At 65.5% G+C, this 13,449-nt stretch carries 12 protein-coding genes; 5 read left to right on the top strand and 7 right to left on the bottom strand.

Annotation, left to right across the window (positions count from 1 at the left end):
• Positions 1-73 precede the first annotated feature (73 nt).
• From cpaB to AC066Y_RS34115, 4 genes are read left to right on the top strand one after another with little or no spacing between them, the layout of a single operon-like run.
• The gene (gene cpaB, locus AC066Y_RS34130; RefSeq protein ID WP_478277702.1) at positions 74-877 is read left to right on the top strand and encodes a Flp pilus assembly protein CpaB; all 804 of its coding nucleotides are present in this window, start codon (positions 74-76) and stop codon (positions 875-877) included.
• A gap of 13 nt (positions 878-890) precedes the next feature.
• The gene (locus AC066Y_RS34125) at positions 891-2,357 is read left to right on the top strand and encodes a type II and III secretion system protein family protein (RefSeq protein ID WP_456762902.1); all 1,467 of its coding nucleotides are present in this window, start codon (positions 891-893) and stop codon (positions 2,355-2,357) included.
• A 24-nt stretch (positions 2,358-2,381) separates the two neighbouring features.
• A complete protein-coding gene (locus AC066Y_RS34120; RefSeq protein ID WP_478277701.1) occupies positions 2,382-3,125 on the top strand; it encodes a CpaD family pilus assembly protein in 744 nt (247 codons plus the stop codon).
• Positions 3,122-4,390, top strand: a complete 1,269-nt coding sequence (locus AC066Y_RS34115) for a CpaE/TadZ family protein (protein ID WP_478277700.1) — start codon at positions 3,122-3,124, stop codon at positions 4,388-4,390. Before AC066Y_RS34120 ends, AC066Y_RS34115 begins: the two co-directional genes overlap by 4 nt.
• A 27-nt stretch (positions 4,391-4,417) precedes the next feature.
• Here AC066Y_RS34115 and AC066Y_RS34110 read toward each other — a convergent pair whose 3' ends face one another.
• Both AC066Y_RS34110 and AC066Y_RS34105 read right to left on the bottom strand, forming a co-directional pair.
• Entirely contained in the window at positions 4,418-5,242 is an 825-nt protein-coding gene (locus tag AC066Y_RS34110) for a tetratricopeptide repeat protein (RefSeq protein ID WP_478277699.1), read from the bottom strand.
• Positions 5,243-5,381: 139 nt separating this feature from the next.
• Positions 5,382-5,627 carry a PilZ domain-containing protein gene (locus AC066Y_RS34105; protein WP_021079298.1) on the bottom strand — a complete coding sequence of 82 codons (246 nt, stop codon included), beginning with the start codon at positions 5,625-5,627 and terminating at the stop codon, positions 5,382-5,384.
• 305 nt (positions 5,628-5,932) lie between these two features.
• On the opposite strand from AC066Y_RS34105, the gene AC066Y_RS34100 reads away from it, so the two are divergent.
• Positions 5,933-7,615 carry a Na/Pi cotransporter family protein gene (locus tag AC066Y_RS34100; protein WP_478277698.1) on the top strand — a complete coding sequence of 561 codons (1,683 nt, stop codon included), beginning with the start codon at positions 5,933-5,935 and terminating at the stop codon, positions 7,613-7,615.
• 18 nt (positions 7,616-7,633) lie between these two features.
• Here AC066Y_RS34100 and AC066Y_RS34095 read toward each other — a convergent pair whose 3' ends face one another.
• From AC066Y_RS34095 to AC066Y_RS34075, 5 genes are all read right to left on the bottom strand, one after another.
• Complete coding sequence (locus AC066Y_RS34095) at positions 7,634-9,376, bottom strand: peptidoglycan DD-metalloendopeptidase family protein (RefSeq protein WP_478277697.1); 1,743 nt, start codon at positions 9,374-9,376, stop codon at positions 7,634-7,636.
• 261 nt (positions 9,377-9,637) lie between these two features.
• The gene (locus tag AC066Y_RS34090) at positions 9,638-9,976 is read right to left on the bottom strand and encodes a lipid-A-disaccharide synthase N-terminal domain-containing protein (protein WP_207840027.1); all 339 of its coding nucleotides are present in this window, start codon (positions 9,974-9,976) and stop codon (positions 9,638-9,640) included.
• Positions 9,976-10,752 carry a glycosyltransferase family 2 protein gene (locus AC066Y_RS34085; RefSeq protein WP_478277696.1) on the bottom strand — a complete coding sequence of 259 codons (777 nt, stop codon included), beginning with the start codon at positions 10,750-10,752 and terminating at the stop codon, positions 9,976-9,978. Before AC066Y_RS34085 ends, AC066Y_RS34090 begins: the two co-directional genes overlap by 1 nt.
• 67 nt (positions 10,753-10,819) lie before the next feature.
• Positions 10,820-11,665: a phosphatase PAP2 family protein gene (locus tag AC066Y_RS34080; RefSeq protein WP_478277695.1), complete on the bottom strand. Its 846-nt coding sequence runs from the start codon at positions 11,663-11,665 to the stop codon at positions 10,820-10,822.
• 1 nt (position 11,666) lies between these two features.
• Positions 11,667-13,412: an ArnT family glycosyltransferase gene (locus tag AC066Y_RS34075; RefSeq protein WP_171947592.1), complete on the bottom strand. Its 1,746-nt coding sequence runs from the start codon at positions 13,410-13,412 to the stop codon at positions 11,667-11,669.
• Positions 13,413-13,449: the final 37 nt, after the last annotated feature.

Below are 13,449 nucleotides of genomic sequence, written 5' to 3'. Positions count from 1 at the left end.
TGATGCTCCCGGGAAGGGCTGTCAGTGCCGCGAGGACGTGACTGCCCTGCGTCAAGGGCATTCAGACAATCGCATGAAGACGGCACGCATCGTGGTCCTCGGCATCGCCGGCGTCGCAGGCCTCGCGGCCATGTATCTCGCGAGCGTTGGCGATCGCAAACCGGCGCCGGTCGCGCCGCCAGTGGCACAACTGCCGACCGTCGAGGTGCTGGTGGCGAAGGCCGACATCGGGCTCGGTCAGTCGGTCAAGCCCGAAGACGTGCAATGGCAGCGCTGGCCGGCCGAAACCGCAAGCAGCGCGTTCATCCGCCACGACACCAATGCCGACGCCATGAACGACGTCATCGGCTCGATCGCACGCGCTCCCTTCATCATCGGCGAGCCGATCCGCGAGCAGAAACTGGTCAAGGCCAATGGCAGCGGCTTCATGGCCGCGATCCTGCCCACCGGCATGCGCGCGATCTCCACGGAAATCTCGCCGGAGACCGGCGCCGGCGGCTTCATCCTGCCGAACGACCGCGTCGACGTGATCCTGTCGCGACGCGACAAGAATCCCGACCAGCAACAGGGCAGCCGCGACATCATCACTACCGAAATCCTGCTGTCCAACGTCCGTGTGCTGGCGATCGACCAGGCACCGAAAGAGAAGGACGGCAACAACTCCCTCATCGGCAAGACCGTGACGCTCGAGCTCAAGCCCGAACAGGCCGAGACGCTCGCGCGGGCACGGCAGAGCGGCACGCTGGCGCTGGCGCTGCGCAGCATCGCCGACGTCAACGAGAAGACCGACGAGACCAGAGATCAGGCCCCGAAGCGGGGCGAGAGCATTCGGGTGGTGCGTTTCGGCATCCCGAGCTCTCAGACGACACAGAAGTGATGGGGGCTTCGATATGACAATTGCTGCAAAACAACTGGCGAGGCGGACCACGCTGGTCCGCTCGCTGTCAGTCTCGGCGGTCGCCGCCCTGATGCTGATCCCTGCCCTCGCCAGCGCGACCGATCCCGACAAAAATGCGGACGTCGCGGTGACGAGCAGCATCGCCGCCAAGACGCGCTTCGTCTCGCTCGGCGTCGGCAAGTCGGTGGTGGTCGACCTGCCCCGCGAAGCCAAGGACGTCCTGGTCGCCGATCCCAAGATCGCCAACGCCGTGATCCGCTCGGCCCAGCGCGCCTATATCATTGGCGCGGCGGTCGGCCAGACCAATGTGGTGTTCTTCGACGCCGACGGCAACCAGGTCGCCTCCTACGACATCGCGATCAAGCGTGATCTCAACGGCATGCGTGCCGCGCTGAAGCAGATGCTGCCGGGCGTCCAGATCGAGGGCGTCGGCGAAAGCGTGGTGCTGACCGGCACGGTGGCGAGCCCGGTCGAGGCCCAGCAGGCCGGCGACATCGCCGCCAAGCTCGTCGGCGGCCCCGACAAGGTCGTCAACTCGATTGTGGTGCGCGGCCGCGACCAGGTGATGCTGAAGGTCACCGTCGCCGAAGTGCGCCGCGACGTCGTCAAGCAGCTCGGCGTCGATCTCAGTGCCAACATGAACTACGGTACCGCTGCGGTCGTCTTCAACAACACCAACGCCTTCACCGCCAACAACGGACCGCTCGCCAACAACATGCTGACCGGCGCGGCCCTGAACAAGCTCGGCGTGCCGACCGTCACCGCGACGCTGCGCGCGATGGAGAGCGCGGGCGTGGTGAAGACGCTGGCCGAGCCCAACCTCACGGCGATCTCCGGCGAGTCCGCGACCTTCGTGTCAGGCGGCGAGTTTCCCATTCCGACCGGCGTCACCTGCCAGACCTCGTCGACAGGCACGATCGGGAATTGCGTCCAGACCGTCAGCTTCAAGAAGTTCGGCATCTCGCTCAACTTCACCCCGGTGGTGCTGTCCGAGGGGCGCATCAGCCTGAAGGTGATGACCGAGGTTTCTGAAGTCTCGATGGACAACGCGTTGACCGGCGGCCAGGGCGGCACGACCATTCCCTCGATCAAGACCCGCCGCGCCGACACCACGCTGGAGGTGCCCTCCGGCGGCTCGATCGCGATGGCCGGATTGATCCAGGAGCAGACCAAGCAGGCCATCAACGGAATGCCCGGTGTCGATCAGATCCCGGTGCTCGGACAGCTGTTCAGGAGCCAGGACTTCGTCAACAACGAGACCGAGCTCATGGTCATCGTAACGCCCTATGTGGTGCGCGCGGTTGCACAGAAGGAATTGTCCCGTCCCGATGACGGGTTCGCCCCGGCCTCCGACGCGCAGTCGGCGCTGCTGGCGCGCGTCAATCGCATCTACGGCGTTGCCGCCCGTGCCGAGCCGATCGGCGCCACGCCGGTCAATTTCGGCTTCATCATCGACTGACGCGCTGAAGGGATGGGGGATGCCATGATGACACGCAAAACACGAGCCGGCCATGCGAGGACGCTGTCGCTGTCCGGCGCCCTCGTCGCCACCGCGATCGCACTCGGCGGCTGCAATCTGACCGGCGACAATATTGCAACCGGCACGGTGCCCGACGACTACCGGCAGCGGCATCCGATCGCCATCACCGAGGGCGAGCAGTCGATCGTCGTGTTCGTGGGCCGCGCCCGCGGCAATCTCACCGAAACGCAACGCGACGACGTCATGGGAATGGCCCGCACCTGGCGCCGCGACGGCACCGGCGCGATCGCGATCGACGTACCGGCCGACACCTCGAATGCGCGCTCGGCGCAAGCGGTGTATCAGGAGATCCGCGGCGTGCTGGCGTCGATGGGCGTGCCCGCCCATGCCATCGTCAGGCGCTCCTATCGCGTCGACGATCCGCGCGCGCTGCCGACCATTCGGCTCAGCTATTCGAAGATGGCCGCGGTCGCCGGACCCTGCGGCTTGTGGCCGAGCGACCTGGGTCCCTCGATCTACAATCCCAGCTACAACGAGAACAAGCAGTGGGACAATTTCGGCTGCGCCACGCAGCACAATTTGGCTGCGATGGTCGCCAATCCGTCCGACCTCGTGCAGCCGCGGACCGAAACCGCATCCTACACGCCGCGCCGGTCGGTCGCGTTCCAGAAATACGGCAAGGGTGAGTCCACCGCGACCACCTACCCCGAAGCCGATAGAGCCAAGCTGAGCGACGCCGGGAAATGACCGAACAACAAGACGAGCCACAGCACGCCAACGACCACATCGCGCCGGCGCCACGGATTTCCGTGCAGGCCTTCTGCGCCAGCGTCGCGACCGCCACGACGGCGCGCGCCGCCGCCGAAGACCGCCGGCTCGCCAAGGCTCACCTCTCGGTCCATATGGGCGGCATCGCCGCCGCCATCGACGCCTATCACAAGGCGCCGACGCCCAACGTCATCATGCTGGAGACCGAGCCGGACATCGATTTGCTCGCCGGTCTCGACGAACTCGCCACGGTCTGCGATCCCGGCACCCGCGTCGTCGTGCTCGGCATGCCCGGCGAGACTGCACCGTATCGCGAATTGGTCCGGCGCGGGGTCAACGACTACGTCATCGGGCCGGTCAAGGTGCTCGACATCGTGCGCTCGATCTGCGGCCTGTTCTCGTCCTCGGAAGCAGTCTCTGTGGGCCGCCTGATCGCGGTCGCGGGCGCCAAGGGCGGCGTCGGCGCCTCGACCATCGCTCACAATGTCGCCTGGACCATCGCGCGCGACCTCGGGCTGGATTCGGTCGTGGTCGATCTCGACCTCGCCTTCGGCACCGCCGGCCTCGACTACAACCAGGATCCGACGCAGGGTATCGCCAACGCCGTGTTCTCGCCCGAGCGCCCGGACAGTGCCTTCATGGAGCGCCTGCTGGCAAAATGTGGCGATCACCTGAGCCTGCTGGCGGCTCCGGCCACGCTTGACAAGGTCTACGATTTCGGCGCCGAAGCATTCGATGCGATCTTCGATACCATGCGCATGACCACGTCCTGCATCGTGCTCGACGTTCCCCATCAATGGACCGCCTGGACCAAACGCGTGCTGGTCGGCGCCGACGACATCCTGATCGTCGCCGAGCCGGACCTCGCCAACATGCGCAACACCAAGAACATGATGAACCTGTTGCGGACCGCACGTCCGAACGACCGCCCGCCGCTCTACTGCCTGAACCAGGTCGGCATGTCGAAGCGCCCCGAGATCGAGGTCAAGGACTTCGCCAAGACGATCGAGAGCCAGCCGATCGCGACCATCCCGTTCGATTGCAGGTTGTTCGGTGAAGCCGCCAACAACGGTCAGATGATCGCGGAAGTCTCCGCGCGTCACCGCACCACCAAGACCTTCCTGCAGATCGCGCAACGCCTGACCGGCCGCCCCGACCTCGCCGAGACGCGCGAATCGTTCCTGTCGCCGATCCTCAGGAAGCTGCAGTCGCGTCGAAGCAATGGACGCCGCGCCGCCGGCTAGCCTTCCAGACTTTCGCGTGAGAGCGCTCTAGTCGCGGCGACTGGCCGCGACCGGGATCTTGTCCGCATCGCTGCGGCTCGCATCCCTGCGCGTCAACAGCCGCTTCAGCGCGGCGACATTGGCCGATCCCTGATCGGGCGGCAGATCGGCCTTCATGATGGTCTCAGCCTCGGCCTGGCGGCCCTGCAGACCGACCACGACGGCGAGATTGGTGCGCACCCGCATGTCGTCGGATGCGCGATCCCGGGCCCGGCGCAGCGTTTCCTCGGCCTTCGGCAGGTCTTTCGACAGCAGATAGGACAGGCCGAGATTGGAGAGCACCGATGGATCGTCAGGCACGATCTTCAAGGCGCTCGCGTAATACTGGCGGGCTTCGTCGTGGCGCTCGAGCTGATCGAGCACGGCGCCCTGCGCCGACAGGATGCGCCAGTCAGGGTCTTCCGGGGTGTGGGCGCGCCCGAGCACGTCGAATGCCTGCTGGAAATTGCCGTTGTCGGCGAGCGCCCGTCCGTAGCCGGCGAGCAGCGCCTTGTTGCTGGGCTGCGCCAGCACCGCTTGCTCCATGACCGCGACCGCCTGCGCCCGCTGGCCGGTGGCGCGCAGCGCCCGGGCGTATTTCAGCGCGGAGTCGGTGTCCTTGGGGTTGGCGCGGACGCGCTCGTGATAGGTCGCGATGTCGCGCCGCGGGTCGGCTGGGGCCGGCGTGGATTCCGCCGTATCGCCCAATGACCCAGTGATGTCGGACGGACCCGAGGTCTGACAGGCGGACAGCCCGATCAGCAGAATCCCAGCCGATACCGAACCGGCGAGACGGTGCATGCGGCCTGAAGGTCGGGGTAGTTTGTCAGACATCAATGAGACTCGGAACAGCGAAGGTTCCGGGATGCTCACAGCTTAACCCTAAGTTCCGGTTAAGGATGCCATCATCTCGCCGTCATCCGGCCCAGAAGCGGTGCCGGACGCGGCGCGAACCGCCAGCCTGCCGGCTGGATCAGTCGACGAACTGGGCGCCGAATTCGTGCCCGATCCGCCAGGCCAGGCGGCACTGACGCGGACTGCCGCTCGACAGGATGATGGTGAATTCCGGCGGAATCTCCAGATATTCTGCGATCACCTTGACGCCGCCAGCCGAGATATCGGTGATCATGCAGTCGCGAGGCAGCGACCCTGTGCCCAACTGAATTTTGGCGACGCTCCGGCACTCACGGCGTTCGCTCTTGCGGCGATTGACAAACATCCTGATCCCCAAGCCCTTTTCTGGATAGCTTCTCGGCTGGACAGCTTCTCGTTCCCACCGTCATAACGGGGAAAGATTGGAAACTGCCTAGCGGAACCAATCGCAATTGAGCGGTCATGTTCGAGATTCGTTTACCGGGCCTCACCGTTGAACCGTGAGGCCGGCTCCAGTGACCTCAGTGCCTCAATTGGCGGCCGCGCTCGTTACAGGCCCTGCCGACAGCGGGAACAAAAAGGGGTTGATCCCAGGTCATTTGACGATAGCGTGAGCCCTTCGACTCGAATTTGCCGGGATATCCAGGAAGTATGGGAAGTCTTGTTCTGCTCGATCTGATGGGGGGCGTCGCGCTCCTGCTGTGGGGCCTGCATATGGTCCACAGCGGGATTCTGCGGGCCTTCGGGCCCGATTTGCGGCTGTTGCTGGCCCGGGCGCTGAACAACCGCTTCACCGCCCTTGGCGCCGGCCTCGGCCTGACTGCCCTGCTCCAGAGCTCGACCGCAACCGCCCTCATCACCAGTTCCTTCGCCGCCGAGGAGATCGTCAGCCTGGTGCCGGCGCTTGCGATCATGCTCGGCGCCAATATCGGCACCACGCTGATCGTGCAGGTGCTGTCGTTCAACGTCGCCGCCGTGGCGCCGGTGCTGTTCATCACCGGCCTCGTCGCATTCCGCAGCGGGCCGCGCTCCCGGATCAAGGATCTCGGCCGCGTCTCGATCGGCCTCGGCCTGATGCTGCTCGCGCTGCATATCCTGCTCGATACGATGGCGCCGGCCGAGAATGCCCCGGGCGTGCGCGTGTTCCTGAACGCGATCACCGGCGATCCCGTGCTCTGCATCCTGATCGGCGCGGTCGTGACCTGGCTGATCCATTCCAGCGTCGCCAGCGTGCTGCTGGTGATGTCGCTGGCCTATTCGCAGTTCATCTCGCCCTATGCCGCGTTCGCGCTCGTGCTCGGCGCCAACCTCGGCAGCGCCGTCAATCCGTTGATGGAGGGCGCGCGGCGCGACAATCCGGCGAGCTACCGGCTGCCGGTCGGCAACCTCGTCAACCGCGTCATCGGCATCCTGCTGGTGGCGCCGTTCCTGCGCCCGATCACCGAGCACATCTACGCCTGGCAGCCGGACCTCGCCAAGGCGACCGCGCTGTTCCACATTGCCTTCAACGTTGCGACCGCGCTGCTGTTCATCGGCGTACTCGACCACTTGGCGCGCCTGCTCGAGCGCCTGTTGCCCAAGCGGTCGCAGGAGACCGATCCGTCACGGCCACGCTATCTCGACGAGAGCGCGCTGGAGACGCCGTCACTCGCGCTGGCCGATGCCGCGCGCGAGGTGCTGCATATGGGCGACCACACCGAGGCCATGTTGCGCAAGGTGATGGCGGCGATGCTGACCAACGATCGCGCAATGGTCGACCATGTGTCGAAGATGGACAACACCGTCGACCGGCTGAATGAGGCGATCAAGCTTTACGTCACGAAGCTCACCCGCGGCAGCCTGGACGAGCGCGAGGGTCAGCGCGCCATGGAGATCGTCGCGTTCGCGATCAATCTCGAGCATATCGGCGACATCATCGACAAGAATCTGAGCGAGCTTGCGACCAAGAAGATCAAGCATCGCCTGCAATTCTCGGCCGAAGGCGCCGAGGAATTGTCGGCGTTCCACAAGCGCACGATCGACTCGCTGCGGCTCGCGTTCGGCGTGTTCATGTCGGGCGACGCCGCCGAGGCACGCAAGCTGCTCACCGAGAAGGCGGCCCTGCGCGCGGCCGAGCTTGCCGCCGTCGAGCGCCATCTGGAGCGCCTGCGCGAAGGCCGGCCCGAGACCATCGAGACCACCTCGCTGCATCTCGACGTGTTGCGCGACCTTCGCCGCATCCATTCGCACATCTGCTCGGTCGCCTATCCCGTGCTCGACGCCGCCGGCGAGACTGCCGCCGATCGCGAGAATGCGGTCGAGGCGGCCGAACTTCCGGCGCCCGGGCGGCCGTGATCAAACTTGCTTCCAAGACTACGTAGGCGGCCGGTGTTCGGAGCCGGGCGGCCGCTGCGGAAACGCGGAGGCCGCCGCGAGCTGGTTGATGCTGTCCCGCTGGCGATCGAAAGCCCCAAGCAGGTCGCCTTGCAGCAGCCGGCCGCCTGACAGTTTCATCCGCAGCGGATCGACGTTATGGCCATTGATCCGCACCTCATAGTAGAGATGCGGCCCGGTCGAGAGCCCGGTCGATCCGACATAGGCAATCGTCTCGCCCTGACGAACGCGGTCTCCGATCTTCAGCCCGGGCGGGAAGCTCGCGACGTGGGCGTAGGTGGTCTCATAGCCGCGATCGTGCCGTACCCGGATATACTTCCCGTAGCCGTGCTCGTAGCCTTCGGTCTCGACGACGCCGGCGCCGGCGGCCGCAATCGGCGAACCATAGGGCGCGGCAAAATCGACACCCTCATGAAAGCGGCGATCGCCAAGGATCGGATGGATGCGCCAGCCAAAACCGTCGCCAAGGCGCCCGCTGACCACCGGCTTGCGCAACAGGAATTTGGTGATGGACTGACCATCCTCATCGTAGAAGTCGGAGCTGCCGTCATCCGGGGCCGTGAACCGATAGTAGCGGCGAGCCTGCCCGCCGGCCGTTAAGTCGATGAAGACCAGTTCCGGCTGGCCAATTTCGTTGGGAGCATAGATGATGTTGGCGACGTCGGCGTCGCCGAGAGGCTCGTCGAGATCGAAATCGCGGCCGCAAAGCCGCAAAAGTTCGGCAACGATCCCCTCGTCGACGTGATTGGAGCGTGCAAGCGCGTTAAGCCCGTCACGGAGCGTCTCGCCGGGGACGGAGTGGGTGTCGATCGACTGACGCAACAATTTCCCGTTCGACATGACGACATCCGGCTGTTCCGGCACGATCGCCTGGTACTGTCCGCTATCGGTGCGACCGACGGCGGACACTCCTGAGTCTGGTCGTTCGATCGACACTTTCGCGACATGGCCGCGCGGCGACCCGGTGTCTCCGTCTTGTTCGATGATCGTGATCTTCTCGCCACCAGACAGCGTCTCTTGACTGCCAGGCGACGGGAAAGCGGCAAGGATCGCCGGTGCGTCCTCGGCAGCGGCGGCCAACGCCCGCAGGATGGCGGACAGCGTGTCACCGCTCCTCGCGATAACGACATGTCGATGGTGACGCGACGAGGAAGGCGACTTCGGAAGGTTGGTTACGTTGACAGCCTCCCCGATCGGAGAATGCGGCTGCGGGACATCTTCACCGTCGGCATAGGAGCTGATGCGGCCCGGCAGCCCGCGGCGTGATGGACCCGCCCGTATGATGGCTGGTAACTCCGACAGCAATTGCGGGTTCGCTCGCTGCTCGTCCTTACCGTCTGCCGGTGCTTCGCGACGATGGTCCTGTTGTGGTTCGGGATCGATCTCCGCGAGCCGCGCTGACACACGGGTAAATCGACGGACCGAGCCGGCATCGCTCAACTGCTCGATCTTGAGCGCCGAGGGACTGCCTTGCGAGCCTGGTCTCCGATCCAGACGATCGCCGCGCCGCGCCTCGTCAACCGCTTGCCCGGTGAAGCGCGGAAGTGAAACGACCGGCGATGCTGCGAATCGCGTGCGATAGCCGAATGCACCGCGCAGCGCGCCACCAAGGAGCGCGACGGCCGCGGTCCCGATCAGGATCGTACCGGCCATCCAGCGCATACTGACTGCACGCCGGTCCGGCAGGCCGCGCTCGCCGGTCAGCGGCGGCTCGTCAAGCATCGGGACATCACGGACGCTCGATGGATAACCACGCGCTCTGGTCGGTTCGCCACGGCCGGTCATCAACGCACCTCATCCCTTGGCGCATGGGCTCGGGATGCAGCCACGCCCACAACAAAGCGTAGATGCCATACGCCTTGGGGCGATTGTTTGACCGTCGTTTTGTTTCGATCACAATGTCGAGCGGAGCCCGGTGCCGGACTCCATCGGGATAATCGAGGAGGCCCAGCATACCGCTCGCCGCACTGACGACCACGACGATCAGCTGTCGAGCGTCTTCGAGGCCTTGCCGCGGTTCTTCACGATCAGCATGATGTTACGGATGTAGATCAGCGTCGCGAGGCCCTGCCCGATGATGATGACAGGCTCGCGTTTGGCGAACCCGTAGATCAGCGTCATCAAGCCGCCGCCCATCGAGAAGAACCAGAACGCCATCGGCACCACGCTCTGGCCGGCACGTTCGCTGGAAATCCACTGCACCAGGAAGCGCGCGGTGAAGAACAATTGCGCGATCAAGCCGAACGCCAGCCAGAAGTCGAACTTGGCGACGAACACTTCGTAGAAATAGGCGCTGAGCGCCTGGCCGAACTGAATCAGCATCACTTCACCTCGGTCACATCGGGCACTTCAGTGCCTGTCACTTCAGTGACGACCGGCGTCGGCTTCTTGCGGCGGATCAGCCACCACACGCCACCGAGATCCATGATCCCGATCCAGAGCCGGTCGAAGAATCCATAATTCGACACGCCGGAATGGCGCGGGCGGTCGACGACATCGACATAGGCGATTGCCAGCCCCTCGCGGCGGACCAGCGCCGGAAGGAAACGATGCAGCCCGTCGAAATAGGGCATCGCCAGAAACACCTCGCGCGGAAACGCCTTCAGGCCGCATCCGGTGTCGCGGGTACCGTCGCGCAGGATGATGCCGCGCACGGCGTTGGCGATCCGCGATTGCAGCTTCTTGAAGCCGGTGTCCTTGCGTCCGACGCGCTGGCCCGCAGCGAGGCCAACCCGGCCATTGCCGCTCTCGATCGCCGCGATCAGGTTGGGCAGGAAGGCCGGATCGTTCTGGCCGTCGCCGTCAAGCGTCGCCACGATCGCCCCGCGCGCGGCGCGCACGCCGCTGCGCACGGCGGCCGACTGGCCCGACGAGACGGCGTGGCGGAGCTGCCGGAGATTGGACCGCTGCACCATGATCGCGCTCAGCCGTTCGCCGGTGGCGTCGGTCGAGCCGTCATTGACGTAGACGATCTCGTAGGCCCAGCGTCCGTCGAGCGCCGCCGCGATCTCGGCGATCAACGGCGCGATATTGTCCGCCTCGTTGCGCACGGGCACGACGATGGAAACGGCGACCGGCGTCTGGTCGGAAGCAGGCAAATCGGCACTCGTGGTTGGTGTTGGCAGCGGATGGAACCGGCCCGATCCGGCCATCGGGCGACCGCTTTTATGGGGCGAAGGCGTTCCTCGCAACCCTTTTGAGGCGCCCTTCCGACGGTCCTGACAGCGCCAACACGGTGCCATCCCGATCAATGGCGAAACCAAGGCGGCGGGCGGCGAACCAGTAGCGCACGGCCATTGCGCCGATTACGCCAACCAGCGCGCCGGCCATCACGTCGCTCGGATGATGGGCCAGCAGCACGAGCCGCGTCGCGACGATGATCAGCGCATAGACCAGCATCGCGACCCGTGCGCGTGGCCATACCGCCGACACGGCGAAAGCCAGCGCAAACGCGGTGATCGAATGTCCCGACGGAAAGCTCGAATAGGCCTCGGTGCCGGCGAAATGCTGGAAGTTGAACGCGTTGGCCTTGCCGCCAACAAAAGGCCGCCCGCGGCCGACGATCCACTTGATCAGCTCACCGACCGCCACCGACAACATGACCGACAGGAACAGGTATTGCAGCCTCGTTCCGAGGCCGAGCAGTGTCGCGCGCGGCACCCCGCGCAGCGCAGGTGCCGCCAATGCGACCGCAATCAGCAGCAAGCCAAGCGCGCACAGCACATATTCGTCCTTGCCGAAATCGGTGAGTATCTTCACCCACCAGAGCCCCGGCGTGCCGCGTGGCGGCATCAGACTGATCTCGACGACATCGACCGCATACATCAGCGTGATGATCACGGCGCCAACGCCAACGACGAGCAGGAGTACGTGGCGCGCGGAGCGTCGCGCCGCCTCGGCCCGGCGCGAATGCGACGGGGCACGCACGAGCTGGGCAAAGGATAGCCAGACCAGCGTCAGCAATCGTCCGAAATAATTGGCGGATTCCGCGGTGGCTGGCGGCGCCGCCATGTCACTCCGTCCCTTCGGAACGGAAGATCGCGATCGAAACGGCCTTGCCCTGCGAGATGTTGTAGCCGTCGATCCGCACCGGCGCGTTGTAGCGCAGGCCGATCGCCTCGGCGCGCTGCACGAAGGCGCGCTCGGAGCGCTGTTCGACCAGCGCGAAGCGGCAGGAGCCTTGCCCCAGGAAATCCGCGGCGCCCGATCCGTCGGTGAGCAGCGTCGAGGTATCGGTCATGAACACGAGGCTCGGCTCGTGGAAGCCGGCAGCCGCCGCCTTCGGGCCGACGCAGGTCACGTTGCGCAGCGCGCGCGCGACCTCCTGGCTCGGAAACACGGTGGTGAGCCGCGGCAACACCACGCCATAGGTGGCGCCCGCCATCAGTGCCGCGGCGATCACCGCATTGAGTAGCGAGCGCTCGGCGCGGCTATCCTCGAACATCCACCAGGCGATCAGGCCGAACACCATCGCCACCGCGAACAACGGCCAGGCCGGAAACACCGGCTGATGGATCGCCTTGATGGCGCCGACGATCACCAGCACGGCGCCGAACGCGGGGATGGCGAACCACCACGCAGCGCCACGCAACAGCCAAGGGGAGCGCGACAGCACACGTCGCTCCAGCGCGCCGACGGTCAGGATTGCGATCGCCGGATAGAGCGGCAGCACGTAGTGCGGCAGCTTGGTCAGCACCGCCTCGAACACGATCCAGGACGGGATCAACCAGGCCAGCAGGAACTGGGCACCCGGCTCGCGCCGCGCGCGCCAGACAGCCGGCGCCGCCAGGCCGGCGAGCGGCGCGCCGGGCCAGAACGTGATCCAGAACAGCAGCAGGTAGAGCCCGGGCGGCGCGCCATGGGATTCTTGTGCGCCGAGCTTGCTCAGCATGTCGCCGCCGACGGAGTCGGCAAAGAAGGTTTCGCCGGCGCGCAGGAAGATCAGCACGAACCACGGCAGCACCAGCACCAGGGTCCACATCAGGCCCCAGACCGGGCGCATGCGCCAGAACCAGGCCGCCGATCGATCGAGGATCGCAAGCCCGGCCATGGCGAGGCCGACGAACATCAGGATCAGCGGGCCCTTGAGCAGGATGCCGACCGCCAGCGCCGTCCAGAAGATCGCAGGTGGCGCCCATGATGGATGCGCCGGATCCTCGCCGCGTTGCCAGGACAGATAGACCCGCGCCATCGCGCCCATCGCCGCGGTGACCGTCAGCAGCAGCATGGCGTCGGTCTTGGCGAGCCGCGCTTCGACCCCGAGTAGCACGCAACTTGCCATCATCAAGGCAGCCAGCACCGCGCCCTGTCGCGTCACGAACGCAAGTGCCGTCCAATAGGTCAGCAAAACGGCGCCAATGGCGCCGATCAGGGACGGCAGGCGGTACACCCAGATGCGGACCTGGGCGCGCGGCACCCCGAGCGCGGAGATCGTTTTCAGCGCCGCCGCCTGCATCCAGTAGATGCCGACCGGTTTCTTGTAGCGGACGTCGTCCTGGAAGCGGATATCGACGAAGTCGCCGCTCTCGACCATCTGCTTGGTCGCCTGGGCAAAGCGAACCTCATCACGGTCGATCGGCGGGATGGTGAAGAAGCCCGGCAGGAACAGCACCAGGCAGGTCAGCGTCAGGAACAGGATCGAACGCCATTGGCTGGCCGTCGCGAACTCGAACGCCATGAACAGCCTGCGGCTTGAATGCGCAGGTTTTACAGACTGTTGCCCTGCTCCGAAGCGCCGGGGTTGGAGGCTATCCACCATGGGTTTCGCATACGATGAAACCGCAGCGCAAACAACC

Source organism: Bradyrhizobium sp. USDA3010, assembly GCF_056429065.1.
The sequence above is the reverse complement of the archived record's forward strand: the minus strand, read 5'-3'. Positions and strand labels throughout refer to the sequence as shown.

Bases quoted from the DNA above. Each gene is read 5' to 3' on its own strand.
- cpaB (WP_478277702.1), top strand. From the start codon at position 74: ATGAAGACGGCACGCATCGTGGTCCTCGGCATCGCCGGCGTCGCAGGC.
- AC066Y_RS34125 (WP_456762902.1), top strand. From the start codon at position 891: ATGACAATTGCTGCAAAACAACTGGCGAGGCGGACCACGCTGGTCCGC.
- AC066Y_RS34120 (WP_478277701.1), top strand. From the start codon at position 2,382: ATGATGACACGCAAAACACGAGCCGGCCATGCGAGGACGCTGTCGCTG.
- AC066Y_RS34115 (WP_478277700.1), top strand. From the start codon at position 3,122: ATGACCGAACAACAAGACGAGCCACAGCACGCCAACGACCACATCGCG.
- AC066Y_RS34110 (WP_478277699.1), bottom strand. From the start codon at position 5,242: ATGTCTGACAAACTACCCCGACCTTCAGGCCGCATGCACCGTCTCGCC.
- AC066Y_RS34105 (WP_021079298.1), bottom strand. From the start codon at position 5,627: ATGTTTGTCAATCGCCGCAAGAGCGAACGCCGTGAGTGCCGGAGCGTC.
- AC066Y_RS34100 (WP_478277698.1), top strand. From the start codon at position 5,933: ATGGGAAGTCTTGTTCTGCTCGATCTGATGGGGGGCGTCGCGCTCCTG.
- AC066Y_RS34095 (WP_478277697.1), bottom strand. From the start codon at position 9,376: ATGCTTGACGAGCCGCCGCTGACCGGCGAGCGCGGCCTGCCGGACCGG.
- AC066Y_RS34090 (WP_207840027.1), bottom strand. From the start codon at position 9,976: ATGCTGATTCAGTTCGGCCAGGCGCTCAGCGCCTATTTCTACGAAGTG.
- AC066Y_RS34080 (WP_478277695.1), bottom strand. From the start codon at position 11,665: ATGGCGGCGCCGCCAGCCACCGCGGAATCCGCCAATTATTTCGGACGA.
- AC066Y_RS34075 (WP_171947592.1), bottom strand. From the start codon at position 13,412: ATGGTGGATAGCCTCCAACCCCGGCGCTTCGGAGCAGGGCAACAGTCT.